Raw genomic sequence first — 18,370 nt, forward strand, 5'->3', positions numbered from 1 at the left:
ACGGGGCGAGCGGGCGGGGCTATAGCCCTGCCTCGTTCTTTCATTCCAGCCGGAACAGTCCCATGCACGATATCAAGCTCATCCGCGACAATCCCGACGCTTTCGACGCTGGCCTCGCCAAGCGTGGTCTGGCGCCGCAATCCGCGACCCTGATCGAGCTTGACGCTTCCCGCCGCGAAGCGCTGGGTCGGCAGCAGGATGCCGAGACCGAGCGCAATGCCCTGTCCAAGCAGATCGGCAAGGCTAAGGCGAGCGGTGACGAGGCCGAGTTCAACCGTCTGCGCAGCGAGGTGGATCGCCTGAAAGACGTGCTCGAGGAATCCGGTCAGCAATCGCGTCATTTCGACGAGGTCCTGAACCAGCACCTCGCCGCCCTGCCGAACCTGCCGCATGACGACGTGCCGCAGGGCGCCGACGAAGCCGACAACGAGGAAGTGCGCCGCTGGGGCGACCCGCGGGCGATGGCATTCAAGCCCAAGGATCATGTCGATCTGGGTGAGGGGCTCGGCCAGATGGACTTCAGGACGGCGGCCGAGATCTCCGGCTCGCGCTTTGTTGCCCTGCGCGGTGGTCTGGCCCGCATGGAGCGGGCACTGGCCCAGTTCATGCTCGACCTGCACACCACCGAGCACGGTTATGAAGAGGTCAGTCCGCCGTATCTGGTGCGCGACGAGGCGATGTTCGGCACCGGGCAGTTGCCAAAGTTTGCCGAGGACCTGTTCCGCACCACCGATGACCGCTGGCTGATCCCGACCGCCGAGGTTCCCCTGACCAACCTGGCGCGTGAGACGATCCATGCCGAGGCCGATCTGCCGATGCGCATGACGGCCTACACGCCCTGCTTCCGCTCGGAGGCCGGCTCGGCCGGTCGCGATACGCGTGGCATGATCCGCCTGCACCAGTTCCAGAAGGTGGAAATGGTCTCGATCACCACGCCGGACGACAGCGATGCCGAGCTGGAGCGCATGACCGGCTGCGCCGAGACCGTGCTGCAGCGGCTCGAACTGCCCTATCGGGTGATGAAGCTGTGTACCGGTGATATGGGGTTCGCGGCCCGTCGCACCTATGACCTGGAAGTCTGGATGCCGAGCCAGGACACCTATCGCGAGATTTCGTCCTGCTCGACCTGCGGTGACTTCCAGGCGCGCCGCATGGATGCCCGCTTCCGCAAGGAGGGCGAGAAGCGTCCGGCCTTCCTGCATACCCTCAACGGCTCCGGTGTCGCCGTCGGGCGGGCGCTCGTCGCCGTGCTGGAAAACCACCAGAATGCCGACGGCTCGGTCACCATACCGGCGGCGCTGCGGCCCTATATGGGCGGCGTTGAGACGCTGACAGTCTAGGTCGTCCGCCCGCCTCCCACCCGGACTTTCCCCGGACGATAAAGCCGCCCCGTGCCGATGTGCGCCGGGGCGGTTTTTCGTTTCATGTCGCGTGCGGAGCGGGCAATATCGCCTGTCACGCAAGGCGGTTTCGCCTCTTGCGCGAATTCGGAGTCACCCATATGGGCGATTGTTTTTAACCCCTGATTAGCTGAGCTTTCCGGCGAAAGTCCGTGATCGCGGATCAGGTAATTTGGGGGCGTCGGGCAACCGGCGAAACATCATGGCGAAGAAGAACGCGAAATCCGGCAATAACGGCAATAACGGCAATTCCGGCAATAACGGAAAGGCGGTCGGCCAGGATCAGGCCGGACGCGAGATTGACGGGTCGAACCGCAGCGACATTCTGATTGGTTCGCGCCGCGATGATGTGATCAATGGCCGGGGCGGCAGTGACCTGATCATTGGCGGAAACGGCAATGACCAGATTTCCGGGGGTGGAGGCAGCGACCTTCTACTCGGCGGCAATGGCGATGATGTGATCAATGGCGGTCGGGGCAGCGACACGCTGATTGGCGGCCGTGGCGATGACATCCTCAATGGCGGCGCCGGCAATGACCTCCTGATCGGCGGTGCCGGAAATGACGTTTTCAATGGTGGTGCGGGCAATGACACCATCATCGGCGGCGCGGGCGAGAACACCGTTATCCTGTCAGGCAGTGTGCGCGACTACTCGGTGGAGATGGGCCGACGTTCGGTCACGGTGAGCGGCGAAGACGGTACCGACACACTCAGCGGGATCGAAGTGCTCAGCTTCGACGATGCAACTGTCTATCTCGATGGCCGCAACAACGGACCGCTCCTGGATTCCGACGTCAGCGTCGGCATTGAGGAAAACGGCGCCGCGACTATCAATGCCCTCGTGCATGCGTTTGATTTCGACGGAGATACGCTGACGCTTGTCAGCGTCGATGCCGGCGAATTTGCGGGCATGATGAGCTTCGATCCGACCACCGGCGAGATCACCCTCGATCCTGGTGCGGCCTACGACAACCTCGCGGAAGGCGAGGTCGTGACCTTCACGCTCTCCTACACCGTGAGCGACGGGACCGACACCAGCACTGGCGAGATGACGGTCCAGATCACCGGCAGCAATGATGCGCCGATCGTGACACCGATCGATGCCGGTCTGGTGAGTGAGGATGGCGGTCTTCTGTCGGTTGATCTGATGGCGACGGCGAGCGATGTGGACAGTGGCGACACGATCGGGATCGAGGAGATCCAGTCGGTGACCTCGTCCAATCCGGACCGGTCGATCGTCTGGGGTCTGGACCCGAACAATTATGACGCCGTCCAGCTCGACCTGAACCAGTTCACCGATCTGCAGGAGGGTGAGACCGAGACGGTCACCATCTCCTATGTCGTGGGCGATAATCGGGGCGGTCTGACCACCAATACCGCGACCTTCACGGTGGTCGGTACGAACGACCTGCCGACTTATGTCGACTTCACCACCTCGGTGAGTGAGGACAGCCCGCTCTGGGTCAATCTTCTGGCCTCTGTCGAGGATGTGGACAGTGACACCGTGGTGGCGACGGACGTCGTGGCCTTCTCCAGCAATCCCGACCGGCCGATCACGGCCAATGTCGATCTGGCGGCGGGCACGGTGATCTTCCCGTCGGGTCAGTTCGAAGACCTGGCGGAAGGCCAGACCGAGACGCTGACCATCACCTTCAATCTTGACGATGGCGATGGCGGTATCGTGGCGCGTGAGCTCCAGTTCACCGTCATCGGTCAGAATGACGCGCCGTACATCGAGCCGTGGAATTCCAGCCTTGAAGCGACGCTCGACGAGAATGATGCGCCGATCCTGACGACTTCGGGAGCCATCGCCTTTGAAGATCTTGATGCCAATGACTGGCAGCAGGGTGGCTTCACCGGACTGACGCTGAGCGGCAATGCCGGCGATCTCAACCCGAACAATCTTTATGGCCTTCTGCGCCTGGACGATTTTGCCCAGGACGGGTCCCTGGGCTGGGTCTTCACCGCGGACAGCGGTCTGTTCGATTATCTCCAGGAGGGCGAAAGCGTCACCCTGACCTATGATGTCGAGATCACGGACGGTCGCGCCAGCGACACCACCCAGGTCTCGATCACCATCGAGGGCACGAATGACCTGCCGAACTTCGTCGATTTCACCATTTCACTGGGTGAGAGCGAGCCGCTCTGGGTCAATCTTCTGGCCTCTGTCGAGGATGTGGACAGTGACACTGTCGTCGTCACCGATGTGGTCGCTTTCACGGACAATCCCGACCGGGTCGTGACGGCCAATGTCAATCTGGAAGAGGGCACCGTCACCTTCCCTTATGGCCAATATGAGGACCTTGCCGAGGGCGAGACCGAAATCCTGACCATTCAGTTCAATCTTGATGACGGCGATGGCGGTATCGTGGCGCGTGAGCTCCAGTTCACCGTCATCGGTCAGAATGACGCGCCGTATTTCGAGCCGTGGAATTCGGACCTCGAAGCCGATGCGGAAGCAGCGGGCGACGGTGTACTGTCCGCCAGCGGTGTGATCGGCATCTCCGATCCCGATGCCAGCGACACCCATACCGGCTCAACGCTGGGCGTGGCCCTGTCGGGCGATGTCGGTGACCTGACGGAGGCCGATGTCATCGGGCTGCTCAGCTTTGCCGCCAGCGGCGACGGACCGTCTGTTGCCTGGTCCTTTGATGCCGAGTCCGCCCTGTTCAGCCAGCTCACCGGCAGCCTGACCCTGACCTATGAGGTCGAGATCAGCGACGGTCATGACAGTGTGACGGCGCCGGTCACCATCACGATCACGCCGCAGAATGCTGCCCCGGATGCGCCTGACTTCGACGTGTCGATGAGCGAGGACAGTTTCTTCGTTTATGTCGACCTGCTGGAAGGCGCCAGTGACGCCGATGGTGACAACCTGTCGGTGGTCAACGTCGTCATGGAAACGTCCAATCCGAACCGGTCCTTCGTCTACAATCTCGATGAAAGCAGTGGTCAGTTCACGATCTATCCGGGCAATTTCCAGGACCTTTCGGCCGGTGAGACGGAAACCATCACCCTGAGCTATGATGTCGAGGACGGGCAGGGCGGCGTCACCCCGCGCACCGTGACCATCACGGTCGATGGCGCCAACGACGCGGTTACGATCTATGACAACGCCAATCTGATGTTCGGCGAGAATGACGCGGCCGTGCTGAGTGAGAGCGGCACGTGGTCCTACAGCGATGTCGATGCCAATGACACGTATACGGCCACGGTCGGACCGATCGATGTGCGCGGGAACGGGGCCGGCCTCGCCGGTGTTGATCTTGCGAGCCTGCTGACGCTCGACGCTGTCGACGGGGTTCTGTCCTGGTCCTTCGATGCGGACGCTTCGGTGTTCGACTATCTGGATGACGGCGACTTGGTCATGGTCAATTTCATCATCGAGCTGTCCGACGGGGCGTCGACCTCGACCACGCAGATCAGCCTGATGGTCACCGGGGCGGATGATCTGCCCAGTGTCAGCGCCACGCTTGAGGCCACGACGAGCGAGGATGATGCCCCGCTCAGCCTTGATCTCCTCACCCATGCGCTGGACCCGGAAGGGGATTCCATGGCGGTCACCGGCGTGACGGCGACCACCGCGTCCGGCGCGGCCGTGGCTTTCACGGTGGATGCCCTGACCGGTGAGCTGGTAATCGATCCGGCGCAATTCGGCGGCCTCGCCGCAGGTGAGACCGAAACCATCACGGTCAATTACGGCGTGGCCAATGCCGATACCGTGATCACCGGCGGATCGGACAGCATTCCGACAATCGGTAATGCCGGCCGCTGGTTCGTGGTCAATTTCGATACCGGCCAGATAGTCGAGGAGGCACGCAGTTCCGGAAACTCGGCGGCACCCTATGCCGAACCGGCCAATGGTGTCGTCTTCCACTTCAACGGGAATAATGCCGATTACGGGATCTCGGCTTCCGTTTATGTGGATGGTGTGGCGACGGTCATTCCGCCGGCGGAGTTCGATATCGAAGGCTATTTCGGCAGCCTGACCAATACGGGGCAGTGGATCAGCTTCGCCAACTCGATCAGCAATGCCACGATCAGCTGGACCGGCACGGTCGAGACGCCTGACGGGCCGCACGAGGTCAGCGTCAGCTTTGACGGGCTGAACTTTGTCGACAACCAGGTCGGCAATTCGACGCTCGACAGCTGGTCGGTGGAGGTCTCCGGGCCGACCGCCGACGCCATCGCGGTGATCGAGGTTGAAGGCCGCGACGAAGGCGCCTCAATGATGGCCAAGGTCTTCTCGAAGACCGAGGCCATTGATCCGGTCAAAACGCCGGTGGCCGACGATGTGGCGGACACGGATGCCGATGACGGTTTCCTGCAGCTCTCCCATGATGACGGCCTCGCCGTGATGACGGCGGGTGATGTGGCGGAGTTCAGCTTTGACCGCGTCTTCGACCTCACCAATTTCCGCGGCGCGGCGCAGTTTGCCTCGCTCACGGAAACCGGCGACGCCGGAATGGAACTCGCGAGCGTGCGCTCGACGCCTGGTCAGGCAGAAGCCTTCGACTTGCCCGGTCTGGATGCTTTCGGCCTGCCCCAGGACGACGCTGCCCTGGCACTGCCTGTGCCCGACATGCCGGAAGGTTGGTAGTCGTCGCAGCTTTGTAATGGTCTGACGCGTGCACAGGCGGCCCTCCCCAAGGGCCGCCTGTCGCTTGTCTGTCACATGTGTGAGCGCACCGGGGGACTGGCGGCTGGCCCGAATTGCTTTAGAAGCGGGCGAACGCCAACACAGCAAGCCACCGGTTGATCATGATCCCTGAAAATCCCCGCATCCTCCTGACCAATGATGACGGCATCCGGGCCCACGGGCTGAAGGTGCTCGAGAAGATCGCGCGCCAGCTGTCCGACGATGTGTGGATCGTCGCACCGGCCGAGGAACAGTCCGGCGCCGGGCGTTCCCTGTCGCTGCACGACCCGCTGCGGGTCCGTCATTTCGACGAGCGCCGCATGTCGGTCTCCGGCACGCCGACCGACTGTGTGCTGATGGGCGTGCAGGACCTGATCCCGGGTAAACAGCCCGATCTCGTCCTGTCCGGCGTCAATCGCGGCCAGAACATCGCCGAGGACGTGACCTTCTCCGGTACGGTGGCCGGTGCCATGCAGGGCATGCAGCTTGGTATTCCCTCGGTCGCGCTGTCGCAGGCCTATGGCTTCGGGAAGGATGATCCGATCCAGTGGGAAACCGCCGAGATGTACGGGGCACCGATCCTGCGCCGCCTGTTCGACCTGAAATGGCCGGAAGACGTGTTGATCAACATCAACTTCCCGGACCGCAAGCCGGACGAGGTCGAAGAGGTTGAAGTCACCCGCCAGGGCCGCCGCGACCAGCACATCCTGCACGCCGAACACCGGACCGATCCGCGCGGCATGGATTATTACTGGCTGGCCTTCAAGGGTCTGTTGTCCAATCCGCCGGACGGCGTCGACCTGCGGGCCATCTATGATGGCAAGATCTCCGTGACGCCCTTGCACATGGACCTGACACACGGCGAGACGCTCGGTAACCTGAAACGCATGCTGGGTGGTGTTCCGCCCAAATCCTGATCCGGTCCGGATCGAGAACCCGATACGCCAGGAAGGCTGCCGCGCATGCAATTGCCCGATCCCCGCATGATCCAGCTGGTGATGAGCCTGCGTGGCGGTGGCGTCACGGATGCCAAGGTGATGGGGGCGCTGGAGCGTACCCCGCGCCACCTCTTTTTGCCGCAGCGCTTCGGTGACCAGGCTTATGATGATCGCGCCTTGCCGATTGACTGCGGGCAGACCATTTCCCAGCCGCTGATCGTTGCCCTGATGACCCAGGCGCTGAAGCTCGACGATCGCTGCAAGGTGCTCGAGATCGGGACCGGCTCGGGCTATCAGGCCGCCGTGCTCGCGCGCCTGGCGCGCCGGGTCTACTCGGTTGAACGTTATCGGACCCTGGCACGCGAAGCCGAAGCCCGTTTCCATGATCTGCGCCTGACCAATATTGTCACGCGGATTGGCGATGGCACGCTGGGCTGGCCCGAGCAGGCCCCGTTTGACCGCATCATCCTGACGGCCTCGGCGCCAAGTCGGCCGGATGCCATTCTCGACCAACTCAAGGATGGCGGTATCGCCGTTGCGCCGGTTGATCGCGATACCCGCCAGGTCCTGGTCCGCTATGTCCGTGAGGGCGACACCATCACCGAGACCGACATCATGGATGTTCGCTTTGTCCCGCTGGTGAAGGGCGAGGCGCGGGCCCTTTAGTGCGGCCGCAGCGCTGTGCTAGGGTATGCGAATGGGTATTGCATACGACGATCTGGGGGAAGGCGGTCTCGTCAAGGTGACCGTGGTTGGCCAGGCCAGCCGCACGGAGCATGCCGTTGCCGAGGAACGGGCCCGCGAAGATATCCGGGTCGGCCGGCTCAAGGCGCTCATCATTGATGCCTCGGCGGCCGAAGTGCCGGCCAATCCAAGCATCTCACGCGAGATCTGGGAGGACTTCCTCGAGACGCTGGACGGGCGTCCCTTTGCCTATATCGCGCCGTCCGGGTCTCAAAGTGCGGAGCGCGAGGCCATGATCCGCGAGCTGGTGGAGGAGTGGAGCAGCACGTTCCGCCCGGTCGACTCGGTTGAGGAGGCCCGGCGCTGGTGCCTTGCCGAGATCAGCGGTCGCGGCACCGGTTGAGATTGATATCCCGGGGCGGCGCTATCCGACCCGCACGATCCGGATTAAAAATCCATCATGGAGGCATTGGTGCCGTGCATGGATAACCGCCGGTTAAGCCTTCTCTGGCTTGATGGTCGCGCTATTCCTGTCGGAGGTCGAGCCCGAAATGCGTCGAATGTCCCTGATCTGCCTCGTTGCGGTGGTCAGCGCGAGCCTTGCGGCTTGCGCGTCCAACCCGCGTGAGCCGGCCCGGGTCGACTATCGCAGCTTTGGCAATGGCGGCTCTTCGACATCGTCATCCCCGTCACGGACACCGCGCCGCGCGGCGGTCAATTGTGGCTCCGGCTATACGGTGCGGACCAATGATACGCTGTCCGAGATTGCCGAACGCTGCGGCGTCAGCATGTCGGACCTGGCCAGTACAAACGGGCTTAGCGCGCCCTATACCCTGCGTGTGGGGCAGACCATCTCGATGCCGCGCCCGCCGGTCCATGTGGTCCAGCGTGGCGAAAACCTCTACCGAATCGGTCTGCGCTATGGCGTGCCCTTCCAGCAGCTCGCCAGTCATAACGGCATCGGCGCGCCCTATGAGATCGAGGTCGGTCAGCAAATCCGCCTGCCCAACGGGGCCCAGGTCGCCAGTCGCCAGTCCGGTGGCTCCTCACGGGCATCGACCACGCCGTCGGCCAATACCGATCGCTACAGCCCGCCGCCGGCCGAAGCCGGCGCGCCCAGCTTTGACTGGCCGATCCGCGGCCAGGTGCTGTCGAGCTTTGGTCGTCGTCCCAATGGCGAACGCAATGACGGTATCAACATCGAGGCACCGTCCGGCGCCGAGGTGCGGGCCGCAGCGCCTGGCCAGGTGGTCTATGCCGGCAGTGAGCTGGCCGGCTACGGGCAGCTTGTCCTGCTGCGTCACTCCGGCGGCTATGTGACCGCCTATGCCCATAATTCCCGTCTGCTGGTCCGTGAAGGTGACCAGGTCAGCCGGGGCCAGGTGATCGCCCAGGCCGGTGCGACCGGCACGGTCGACCGCCCCCAGGTGCATTTCGAGATCCGGTCGGGGGTGAACCCGGTCGACCCGATGTCCTATCTGCGCTGAGCCCGGCGCTCGCAAGACGGCCGCTCGAGGCGCGTTTTGTCACGTGTTCCAACAGCCGACCCTTGTTGCAACAGGGCCTCGTCCCGATATAGTCCCGCGCATTCGAATTTCCGGGCGTTTTCGCAACAAGGTTGCGTGATACGCCCTCAAGCAGCCGCGGAGCGCGCCTCTTCATGGAACAGTTTCTTCAGTCCCCGATTCCCATGCTCGTTCTCATGGGCCTGGTCTTCTACTTCCTGCTCATTCGTCCGCAGCAAAAGCGCATGAAGGAACACAAGGAACTGATCGGCGGCCTCAAGCGCGGCGATGAAGTCATTACCCAGGGCGGCATGATCGGCAAGATCGCCAAGGTCACCGACGAGGAAGTCACCCTCGACATCGGTGAGGGCGTGAAGGTCCGTATCGTTCGCGCCACGATTGCTGACGTGAAGGGCCGCACGGCTCCCAAGCCGGCCAATGACGCCAAGAAAGACGACAAGAAGGACAGCAAGGAAATCGGCTGATCCGATTGACTGCTATCCCTGATCGTCCCTGACAAAGAGGCCGCGCTGCCATGTTGCACTTCGGGCGTTGGAAACTGCTTTCCATCCTAATCATCACGCTGCTCGGCGTGATGTACACCATCCCCAACTTCGTGCCGGAAACCGACCGGTTCACGATCAACGAGGCGGATGGCACCGCAACGCCCAAAGGCATCTGGCGCTATATTCCATCGGGGACGATCAATCTTGGTCTCGACCTGCAGGGCGGTTCGCACATCGTCTTCGAGGTCGACATGGACGAGGTCCGTGACGCACAGCTCGAAGCGCTGGCCTCGGACATCCGGACGACGCTGCGCGAGTCACCGCCCGTGTTGGCGCGCTCTGTCGCCGTGATCGGTGACGAAGTCGTGGTGCTGATGGTGCGCCCGGAGGAACGCGAGACGGCGCTGGAGCGTATCCGGGGCCTGAACTCTCCAGTGACGACGGGCGTCGGTCAGGTCGGCCTCGCGAACATGTACGAGATCGACGCTGATCCGTCCGATCTCTCCGCGATCCGTATCGCGGTGACGCCGCAGCAGACCGAGGCGATCCGCAATCGTACGCTGGAGCAATCGATCACCGTGATCCGTCGCCGTCTCGACGGTCTCGGCACCACCGATCCGACCATCGCGCGCTCGGGTGACCGCCGCGTGCTGGTCCAGGTGCCGGGTGCGGACAACCCGCAGGAAATCATCGACCTCGTCGGCACCCAGGCCGCGATGAGCTTTCACATGGTCGACGAGAATGTCGATCCGGGTCCCAGCGGGCAGGCGCGCACCCCTCCCGGCGTGACCGTCTATGCCATGGCCGATACCGGCGGCACCCAGTGGGTCGCGGTCGAGACCCGTCAGCGCCTGACCGGTGAAAATCTCAACAGCGCCTATGTGACCTCGCACCCGAACTATATCGGCCCGGTCGTCGGCTTCCGTCTCGACACCCAGGGTGCGCTGATTTTTGGTGAGCTGACCCGGACCAATCGCGGTCGCCGCTTTGCCATCGTGCTGGACGACGAGGTGATCACGGCGCCGACCATCAACGAGCCGATCCTCTCCGGATCGGGCGTGATCGGCGGGGGCTATACCTACGAATCGGCCAACCAGCTGGTCATTCTGCTCAATGCCGGTGCGCTTCCGGCCTCGCTGACCCCGGTCGAACAGCGCGTCGTCACGGCCTCGCTGGGTCGTGACCAGATCGAGAGCGGCGAGCTGGCCGTGGTCATCGGCTTCTCCCTCGTGATCATCTTCATGGTCGCCATGTACGGCATCTTCGGCCTGTTCTCGACCGCCGCCCTGCTGGTCAATGTCGTGCTCATCCTGGGCGGCCTGTCCGGATTGGGCATGACGCTGACGCTGCCGGGCATCGCCGGCATCATCCTGACGATCGGTATGGCAGTTGACGCCAACGTCCTGATCTATGAGCGGATCCGAGAGGAAGTCCGCAACAACCGGACCCCGGTGCAGGCGATCCAGGCTGGCTATGAGCGAGCGCTGGCGGCGATCCTCGATGCCAACATCACGACCTTCATCGCCGCCGCCGTGCTGTACATGCTGGGCGCCGGACCGGTCCGCGGCTTCGCGGTCACGCTGGGTATTGGCATTGTCACGTCGGTCTTCACCGCCTTCGTCATCTCCCGCCTGCTGGCGGTTCTCTGGCTGCGGGCCTTCAAGCCCAAAAAGCTGCCGATTTAAGGGGAGGAAACCGACATGTCCCTTGCACTCGTCAAATTCCTGCCGACCGGCTCGAAGGTTCCCTTCATCCGGATCCGTTTCATCGCCCTGGCGATCTCCGCCTTCTTCATCGTCTTTTCGATGATCGAGTTCGCGACCGTCGGGATCAATTTCGGCATCGACTTCCGCGGTGGTATCCAGACCGAAGTCGAAGCCCCGAACACAACCTCGATCGAGGAATTGCGGACGGCCGCCAATGCGCTCGATCTCGGCGAGGCGCGCGTCCAGGGTGCCGGTGCCGCCGACGACAGTCATACGACCTATCTCATCTCCCTGCCGCTGCAGGCCGGCGAGGGGCTTGAGGGTGAGGCGGCCCAGAATGCGGCCCGCATTTCACTTGAGGAGGCGCTCCAGACGAGTTTCCCGGATATCGAATTGCGTGGCACGACCGTGATCGGCGGCGCGGTGTCCGGTGAGCTGATCATCACCGGCTTCACCGCCATCGGTGTCGCGCTCTTCCTGATGCTGGTCTACATCTGGTTCCGCTTCGAGTGGCAATACTCGGTCGGCGCCATTGTCGCCCTGACGCACGATGTCATCGCCACCGTCGGCATGTTCTCGCTGACCCAGATGACGTTCGACCTGGCGACCGTTGCCGCGATCCTGACCATTGTCGGTTACTCGATGAACGACACCGTCGTGGTTTATGACCGGATCCGCGAGAACCTGCGCAAGTACAAGCGCATGCCGCTGGCCGAAGTGCTCAACCTGTCGATCAATGACACGCTGTCGCGCACCATCCTGACCTCGGTGACGACGCTGGTGGCGCTGATCTCGCTCTACCTCATCGGCGGCACCGCCCTGAAGGGCTTTGCCTTCGCGATGATCTGGGGCGTCCTGATCGGGACCTTCTCGTCGATCTTCGTCGCTGCGCCGATCCTGCTCTTCACCAATGTCCAGCGTGAAAGCAATGAGAGCTGAGCGGGGATAGCCCGAGCCGGACTATCCTGAGACGCGAATTCGCCGTATTTTCCTTCAACTGACAGAGTGATTCTGGCAGATGGGGAGGGAATAATGGCTGCAATTCTCAGCAATCTACGCACGACGGTAATCGTCTCCTTCGTGCTCGCGGCGATCTATCTGGGCGCCTATGTGATGTCCGGCGCGATCGCGATCGATGGGGCGTTCTGGCAGGGCTTTGCCCGCTGGACGCATGTGGTCTCGGGCATCATGTGGATCGGTCTGCTCTGGTATTTCAACTTCGTGCAGATTCCGAACATGCCGAAGATCCCGGACGAGCAGAAGCCGGCGATCGGCAAGGTGATCGCGCCGGCAGCCCTGTTCTGGTTTCGCTGGGGCGCAGCCTTTACCGTGGTCACCGGTCTCGCGGTGGCCGGCATGCGCGGCTACACGTCCGAAGTGCTGAGCCTCGGCCTTCTGGCTGATACCTACACGCCGCAATACTCCTTCATCGGGATCGGCATGTGGCTGGCCATCATCATGGCGGCCAATGTCTGGTTCGTGATCTGGCCCAACCAGAAGATCGCCCTGGGCATGGTCGAGGCCGATGCCGAGGCCAAGCCGAAGGCGGCGCGCACGGCGATGCTGTTCTCACGCACCAACACGCTGCTGTCCTTCCCGATGCTGATTGCGATGGCCATGGCGCAGACCGTGTTTGGCTAGCACGGGGGCCGACGCCAAACCGCGCTGAAACGTTCAGGGCCCGCCGGATCAACCGGCGGGCCCTGTTCACGTTCGGGGGGTACGTGAACATCCGGGCCTGCGAGGTCAGGGAGGGGTTGCGGCCCGTTTGCCCCTGTCCAACGCAGGGCGGATCGGATTTCCGTCGCGCCCGGTGCAGTTTTTGTTGGTCGCCTCAGTCGAAGGCGAAGCTGGCATACACCATCGGCCGGAAGACACGCAGGGTGCGCGGCTCGGGGCGATACCGGGACGGCTGGATCTGGGTCATGATCACGGCCGCGGTGCGGGTCTGCGGGCTGACGAAGAAATCGGTATCAAACATCCCGCCCCAGCTCAGATCCCCGGGCACGCCCGCGGCCTGCTGGCCCTCGGCTGGTGGCATCACCACGTCCATGCCGAGCGCGAAATTACGGCCCGTCCAGCCATCACCAAGCTGCTCAGCGGTCAGGCGCGGCCGGCTGAACTCGGCAAAGGTCTCGGGCGCCAGGATCCGGACATCGCCCAGCGTCCCGCCATTGGCGAGCATCATGGCAAAGCGGATATAGTCAGAGGCCGTCGAGACAAGGCCGCCGCCGCCGGACGCCCAGCTCGGGTTGGCTTGCTCCGTTTCGACCATATCGCCGCTTTCTGTGTGGACATAGAGCGGCGACATGTCGGCTTCGTCGAAATCGACATAATCGAAGAAAAAGCCGGTCGAATTCATGCCGAGCGGGGTGAAGATCTCGGTCTCGAGGAAGTCCTCGAACGGCATGCCGGACGCGACTTCGACGACCCTTCCGGCGACGTCCAGAGAATAGGAATAGATCCAGCGCTGACCCGGATCGGCATAGAGCGGCAGTGTGGAGAGCTGCTGCATGCGGGCTTCCAGATTGCCCTCGCCGGCATAGAGGGAGGTCTCCAGATAGAGGCGCCCCAGATCGGTCTGGTTCTCGAAGATATAGCCGAGGCCGGAGGTATGGGTGAGCAGGTGCTCGACCGTCATCACGGTCGCCGGCGCCCGCGTGGCGATCTCGCCATTCTCATCGGCCATCGGCGAGACGGCGACCCGGATATCGGCGAATTCGGGAATGTAGTCGCTGACCGGGTCATCGAGCGAGACCAGCCCGCGCTCGACCAGCATCATCACCGCCACGGCGGTCACCGGCTTGCTCATCGAGGCGATGCGGACCGGGCTGTCCACGGTGAAGGGGGTTCCGGCTTCGAGATCGATCATCCCGGCCTCGGAGACAAAGGCGATCTGCTCGCCGCGGGCAATGATCGCGGCATAACCCGGCCGGGCGCCTTCCGCGGCCAGCTGGTCCAGACGGGCATCGAGCGCGTCCAGGGCTGCCGGGTCAAAACCCAGCGCTGCGGGTGTTTCGACTGTCTGAATGTCCTGCGCACAGGCGGGCAGGATCGCTGTCGTGGCGAGCGCCAGCGCTGCCAAGGCATGTTTGAACGCCATCTAACCGTCCCCTCGGGATATGTTTATCGACCGAGGGGAAGGTTAGGGCGTCTGCGTCGTTCTGACGAGGGGCTTATTGGGCCGCAGCGAGGTTTTCAGCCGCGAATTCCCAGTTCACCAGATTGTCGAGGAAGCTGGTGATGTAGTCGGGGCGACGGTTCTGGAAGTCGAGGTAATAGGCGTGCTCCCAGACGTCCATGGTCAGCAGCGGGGTGACCCCCTCTTCGGTCAGCGGCGTTTCCGCATTCAGCGTCTTGCGGATTTCCAGCTTGCCATTGGCCAGGACGAGCCAGGCCCAGCCGGAGCCGAACTGCGTGGCGCCGGCATCGGCAAAGGCGGTCTTGAAGGCATCGAGCGACCCGAAGTCACGGTCGATCATCGCGGCCAGGTCACCGGTCGGCGCACCGCCGCCATTGGGACGCATGGACTGCCAGTAGAAGGTGTGGTTCCAGATCTGGGCGGCATTGTTGAAAATGCCGGCCTTTGAGGCATCGCCTGCGCTCTTCTTGATGACGTCTTCCAGCGACAGCGACGCCATGTCGGTGCCCTCGACCAGCCCGTTCAGCTTGCCGACATAGGCATTGTGGTGCTTCCCGTGGTGGAAATCGAGCGTCTGGGAGGAGATATGAGGGGCCAGCGCATCCTTGGCGTAGGGAAGATCGGGCAAAGTGAAAGCCATGAGAACCTCTTACAGTGACGTAGACGGAAACAGGGTCGGCCCGGAGGGCCGGTTTGATGCCTGCACATATGGTGTCAGTCGCGCTGATGTCCACCGGAGAGACGCATGATGGCCAAGGAAATCGACAGCTTGCTGCACACCGCCGACCCGGATCGCTATCTCTGCGCGCTGTTCGCCCAGCCCGATGACCGGGCCGGTCTGCTGGCGCTCTACGGGCTCAATCACGAGCTCGGCAAGGCTGCGGATTCCAGCTCGGAGAGCCTGATCGGCGAGATGAAGCTGACCTGGTGGCGCGACGCCGTCGCAGACCTCTATGCCGCGACGCCCAAGGTGCGTCGCCACGATGTCACCGAGGGCCTGGCGCCGCTCACCGACCGCATCCCGTTCGCCGATCTTTCCCCCCTGATCGAGGCTCGCTTCGACGATATCGCCGCCCGGCCTTTCCGGGATCTTGATGATGTCCTTGCCTATGTCGATGCCACCTCCGGCCTGCTCGTCCGGCTTGGACTACGCACGGTCGGTGCCGAGGCTTCGCTGCCGGCAGGGATTGCCCTTGCAGCGGGACGCGCCTGGGGGCTGACCGGTCTCCTGCGGGCCTTCCCGTTGCGGGCGCGGATCGGTCGCGCCCCGGTCGGCGGAGACAGTCTCGGTCAGGTCGCTGTCACCCCGGCGATGCTGGCGCAGGGTCTCGGCGCCGAGAAGGTGGCGCAGGCGCGCCAGCCGGTGATCGCCGCCGCTCGTGACGCCTGCCGGACCCTTGCCGGGTTCGGTCCGCTGCCAGCCGAGGCGGTTCCGGCGATGGGCTATTGCCGCCTCGCGGCCTGGCATCTCGGCCGTCTGCCGGACAGCCCCTATGCCCTCGCGCCGGACATCAATCCGCTCGCCCGGCGCTTGCGACTGACATGGCTGGCATTAAGCGGTCGATAGACAGTCCCGCCCTCTTGCTTCCGAGGGGCGCCCGCGTTCAACATGGCGGCAACCAAGGAGACGACCATGCATCACGCGCTGATTACCGGAGCCAATCGCGGACTGGGGCTGGAGCATGCCCGGCAATTGCTCGACCGCGGCTGGCATATCAGCGCCGCCGTGCGGGATCCGGATGCAGCGACCGAGCTTCGCGCTTTGCCGGTTGGCACGGGCAAGCTGGATATTCACGCCTATGACGCAGCTGACCCCGAGAGCGCCGAGGCCCTCGCCAAGGTCGTGACGGGGCCGGTCGACCTGCTGTTTGCCAATGCCGGGATGATGGCCCCGGAGACACGCAAATTCGGCCGTGCCGCCGGTGCGGCGATGGTGGAAGAGTTCAAGGTCAACACGATCGCGCCGCTGGCGCTGGTCGAGGCCTTTGTCGACCAGGTCGCCCAGTCCGAGATGAAGGTCATCGCCCTGCAGTCCTCGCGCATGGGCTCGATCCGCGAGAATGGCAGCGGTGCAGCGTACGGCTATCGTGGCTCCAAGGCCGCGCTCAACGCCATCGGCAAGTCGCTCAGTGTCGATCTCAAGGATCGCGGCATCGTCGTGCTGATCCTGCACCCCGGCTGGGTCAAGACCGACATGGGCGGCCCCAATGGCCAGCTCACGGTCCAGGAATCGGTGTCCGGCCAGCTCGACCTGATCGCCCGTGCCTATGGCAATCCGGTGATGAGCGGCCGCTTCTATCACGTCTCTGGCCAGGACCTGCCCTGGTAGTCGGGCAGTATCGTCGCAGGCCCTGGCCCGGAGCTGAGGCCTGGCTCAGCCCGCCTGCCAGCTCGCCAGATCGTCGAGCGCGCGCTGCGACATCGCGGTCTTGCGGGCCGGGGTCTTGGCCTTGCCCTTGATGCGGTTGCCTTCGGCATCGACGGTGGGCTGCTCGATCGGCGGGAAAAGGCCGAAATTGACATTCATCGGCTGGAAAGAGCCCTTGCCGCTATCCAGGTGACCGCCTGTGACATGGGCGATCAGCGCGCCGAGCGCGGTGGTCGCCGGTGGCGGTGTCAGGCTCCCGCCAAGTCGCTCGGCGGCGGCATAGCGTCCGGCCAAAAGGCCCATCGCAGCGCTCTCGACATAGCCCTCGACACCGATCAGCTGCCCGGCAAAGCGCAGGCGCGGCTGACTCTTCAGGCGCAATTGCGCATCGAGCAGCTTGGGTGAGTTGAGGAAGGTGTTGCGGTGAATGCCGCCAAGGCGGGCAAAGCGCGCCTCCTCCAGGCCGGGGATCATGCGCAGGACTTCGCCCTGGGCGCCGTATTTCATCTTGGTCTGGAAGCCGACGAGGTTGAACAGCGTGCCCAGCGCATTGTCCTGGCGCAGCTGGACAATGGCCCAGGGCTTGACGGTCGGATTGTGCGGATTGGTCAGGCCGACCGGTTTCATCGGCCCGTGGCGCAGGGTCTCGCGACCGCGTTCGGCCATCACCTCGATCGGCAGGCAGCCGTCGAAATAGGGGGTGTTGGCTTCCCATTCCTTGAACTCGGTCTTCTCCGCCGCGATCAGCGCGTCGATGAAGGCCTCATACTGGTCCCTGTCCATCGGGCAGTTGAGATAGGCCTTGCGCTCGGCTTCGGTCTCGCCCTTGTCATAGCGCGACTGGAACCAGGCTTTGTCGGTATTGACGCTGTCCCGGTAGACCACCGGGGCGATGGCATCGAAGAAGGCCAGCTCGCCTTCGCCGGTCTCCTTCAGGATCGCCTCGGACAGGCTTTCCGAGGTCAGCGGACCGGTGGCGATGATGACGCTGTCCCAGTCCTCCGGCGGCAGGGCCGGGATTTCCTCGCGATTGATGGTGACCAGCGGATGCTCGGAGAGCTCTTTCGTGACGGCTTGCGAGAAGACGTCGCGATCGACAGCCAGCGCCCCGCCAGCGGGCAGGCGCGCGGCATCACCCTGGCGCAGGATGATCGAGTCGAGGCGGCGCATTTCCTCGTGCAGGAGGCCGACCGCATTGGTGCGGTGATCATCCGAGCGGAAGGAGTTCGAGCACACCAGCTCGGCCAGCCCGTCGGTATGGTGGGCGTGAGTGCCCTTCACGCCGCGCATCTCGTGCAGGATGACAGGAACGCCCTTGGAGACGAGCTGCCAGGTTGCCTCGGAGCCGGCCATGCCGCCGCCGATGACGTGAACGGGTTTTATCGCTTGATCTGTCATGCGCGGCATATCGAGCCGGGGGACGAGGGAGTCAAGCGGGCGCGGGCAGACTTGACGCCTTGCGGTGCCCGGTCAAAGCTCGTG

The 18,370-nt window shown here is 63.6% G+C and carries 15 protein-coding genes; 12 read left to right on the forward strand and 3 right to left on the reverse strand.

Annotated features, from left to right (window positions below):
* The first annotated feature begins 62 nt into the window (after positions 1 to 62).
* From serS to AAA969_RS03540, 10 genes are all read left to right on the forward strand, one after another.
* Entirely contained in the window at positions 63 to 1,340 is a 1,278-nt protein-coding gene (gene serS / locus AAA969_RS03495) for a serine--tRNA ligase (protein WP_338243688.1), read from the forward strand.
* A gap of 262 nt (positions 1,341 to 1,602) precedes the next feature.
* Positions 1,603 to 6,000 carry a tandem-95 repeat protein gene (locus tag AAA969_RS03500; RefSeq protein WP_338243690.1) on the forward strand — a complete coding sequence of 1,466 codons (4,398 nt, stop codon included), beginning with the start codon at positions 1,603 to 1,605 and terminating at the stop codon, positions 5,998 to 6,000.
* A 161-nt stretch (positions 6,001 to 6,161) separates the two neighbouring features.
* A complete protein-coding gene (gene surE / locus AAA969_RS03505) occupies positions 6,162 to 6,956 on the forward strand; it encodes a 5'/3'-nucleotidase SurE (protein WP_338243692.1) in 795 nt (264 codons plus the stop codon).
* Positions 6,957 to 7,001: 45 nt separating this feature from the next.
* A complete protein-coding gene (locus AAA969_RS03510; RefSeq protein WP_338243694.1) occupies positions 7,002 to 7,643 on the forward strand; it encodes a protein-L-isoaspartate(D-aspartate) O-methyltransferase in 642 nt (213 codons plus the stop codon).
* Positions 7,644 to 7,674: 31 nt separating this feature from the next.
* Positions 7,675 to 8,064: a hypothetical protein gene (locus AAA969_RS03515; protein ID WP_338243696.1), complete on the forward strand. Its 390-nt coding sequence runs from the start codon at positions 7,675 to 7,677 to the stop codon at positions 8,062 to 8,064.
* Between the two features lie 148 nt (positions 8,065 to 8,212).
* Entirely contained in the window at positions 8,213 to 9,148 is a 936-nt protein-coding gene (locus tag AAA969_RS03520) for a M23 family metallopeptidase (protein WP_338243698.1), read from the forward strand.
* 173 nt (positions 9,149 to 9,321) lie between these two features.
* Positions 9,322 to 9,651 (forward strand): preprotein translocase subunit YajC, encoded by a 330-nt coding sequence (gene yajC, locus AAA969_RS03525; protein ID WP_338243700.1) that lies wholly within the window; start codon positions 9,322 to 9,324, stop codon positions 9,649 to 9,651.
* Positions 9,652 to 9,701: 50 nt separating this feature from the next.
* Positions 9,702 to 11,357: a protein translocase subunit SecD gene (secD, locus tag AAA969_RS03530; protein ID WP_338243702.1), complete on the forward strand. Its 1,656-nt coding sequence runs from the start codon at positions 9,702 to 9,704 to the stop codon at positions 11,355 to 11,357.
* A gap of 15 nt (positions 11,358 to 11,372) precedes the next feature.
* On the forward strand, positions 11,373 to 12,317 hold the full coding sequence (gene secF / locus AAA969_RS03535; RefSeq protein WP_338243705.1) for a protein translocase subunit SecF: 945 nt from the start codon (positions 11,373 to 11,375) through the stop codon (positions 12,315 to 12,317).
* A gap of 93 nt (positions 12,318 to 12,410) precedes the next feature.
* The gene (locus AAA969_RS03540; RefSeq protein WP_338243707.1) at positions 12,411 to 13,019 is read left to right on the forward strand and encodes a urate hydroxylase PuuD; all 609 of its coding nucleotides are present in this window, start codon (positions 12,411 to 12,413) and stop codon (positions 13,017 to 13,019) included.
* Positions 13,020 to 13,212: 193 nt separating this feature from the next.
* Here AAA969_RS03540 and AAA969_RS03545 read toward each other — a convergent pair whose 3' ends face one another.
* Together AAA969_RS03545 and AAA969_RS03550 are read right to left on the reverse strand one after the other, a co-directional pair.
* The gene (locus tag AAA969_RS03545; RefSeq protein ID WP_338243710.1) at positions 13,213 to 14,481 is read right to left on the reverse strand and encodes a serine hydrolase domain-containing protein; all 1,269 of its coding nucleotides are present in this window, start codon (positions 14,479 to 14,481) and stop codon (positions 13,213 to 13,215) included.
* A 73-nt stretch (positions 14,482 to 14,554) separates the two neighbouring features.
* Positions 14,555 to 15,160 carry a superoxide dismutase gene (locus tag AAA969_RS03550; protein WP_338243711.1) on the reverse strand — a complete coding sequence of 202 codons (606 nt, stop codon included), beginning with the start codon at positions 15,158 to 15,160 and terminating at the stop codon, positions 14,555 to 14,557.
* A 105-nt stretch (positions 15,161 to 15,265) separates the two neighbouring features.
* Between AAA969_RS03550 and AAA969_RS03555 the strand changes: the two genes are divergently transcribed.
* Both AAA969_RS03555 and AAA969_RS03560 read left to right on the forward strand, forming a co-directional pair.
* On the forward strand, positions 15,266 to 16,087 hold the full coding sequence (locus AAA969_RS03555) for a squalene/phytoene synthase family protein (RefSeq protein WP_338243713.1): 822 nt from the start codon (positions 15,266 to 15,268) through the stop codon (positions 16,085 to 16,087).
* A gap of 66 nt (positions 16,088 to 16,153) precedes the next feature.
* Entirely contained in the window at positions 16,154 to 16,849 is a 696-nt protein-coding gene (locus tag AAA969_RS03560) for an SDR family oxidoreductase (protein WP_338243715.1), read from the forward strand.
* 45 nt (positions 16,850 to 16,894) lie between these two features.
* Here AAA969_RS03560 and trmFO read toward each other — a convergent pair whose 3' ends face one another.
* Complete coding sequence (gene trmFO / locus AAA969_RS03565; RefSeq protein ID WP_425324987.1) at positions 16,895 to 18,295, reverse strand: methylenetetrahydrofolate--tRNA-(uracil(54)-C(5))-methyltransferase (FADH(2)-oxidizing) TrmFO; 1,401 nt, start codon at positions 18,293 to 18,295, stop codon at positions 16,895 to 16,897.
* Positions 18,296 to 18,370 lie beyond the last annotated feature (75 nt).

Origin of the sequence: Maricaulis maris (assembly GCF_036322705.1) — a bacterium.
Classification (GTDB): domain Bacteria; phylum Pseudomonadota; class Alphaproteobacteria; order Caulobacterales; family Maricaulaceae; genus Maricaulis; species Maricaulis maris_B.

Coding starts and splice junctions, on each gene's coding strand:
- serS (WP_338243688.1), top strand. CDS start 63: ATGCACGATATCAAGCTCATCCGCGACAATCCCGACGCTTTCGACGCT.
- AAA969_RS03500 (WP_338243690.1), top strand. CDS start 1,603: ATGGCGAAGAAGAACGCGAAATCCGGCAATAACGGCAATAACGGCAAT.
- surE (WP_338243692.1), top strand. CDS start 6,162: ATGATCCCTGAAAATCCCCGCATCCTCCTGACCAATGATGACGGCATC.
- AAA969_RS03510 (WP_338243694.1), top strand. CDS start 7,002: ATGCAATTGCCCGATCCCCGCATGATCCAGCTGGTGATGAGCCTGCGT.
- AAA969_RS03515 (WP_338243696.1), top strand. CDS start 7,675: ATGGGTATTGCATACGACGATCTGGGGGAAGGCGGTCTCGTCAAGGTG.
- AAA969_RS03520 (WP_338243698.1), top strand. CDS start 8,213: ATGCGTCGAATGTCCCTGATCTGCCTCGTTGCGGTGGTCAGCGCGAGC.
- yajC (WP_338243700.1), top strand. CDS start 9,322: ATGGAACAGTTTCTTCAGTCCCCGATTCCCATGCTCGTTCTCATGGGC.
- secD (WP_338243702.1), top strand. CDS start 9,702: ATGTTGCACTTCGGGCGTTGGAAACTGCTTTCCATCCTAATCATCACG.
- secF (WP_338243705.1), top strand. CDS start 11,373: ATGTCCCTTGCACTCGTCAAATTCCTGCCGACCGGCTCGAAGGTTCCC.
- AAA969_RS03540 (WP_338243707.1), top strand. CDS start 12,411: ATGGCTGCAATTCTCAGCAATCTACGCACGACGGTAATCGTCTCCTTC.
- AAA969_RS03545 (WP_338243710.1), bottom strand. CDS start 14,481: ATGGCGTTCAAACATGCCTTGGCAGCGCTGGCGCTCGCCACGACAGCG.
- AAA969_RS03550 (WP_338243711.1), bottom strand. CDS start 15,160: ATGGCTTTCACTTTGCCCGATCTTCCCTACGCCAAGGATGCGCTGGCC.
- AAA969_RS03555 (WP_338243713.1), top strand. CDS start 15,266: ATGATGGCCAAGGAAATCGACAGCTTGCTGCACACCGCCGACCCGGAT.
- AAA969_RS03560 (WP_338243715.1), top strand. CDS start 16,154: ATGCATCACGCGCTGATTACCGGAGCCAATCGCGGACTGGGGCTGGAG.
- trmFO (WP_425324987.1), bottom strand. CDS start 18,295: ATGCCGCGCATGACAGATCAAGCGATAAAACCCGTTCACGTCATCGGC.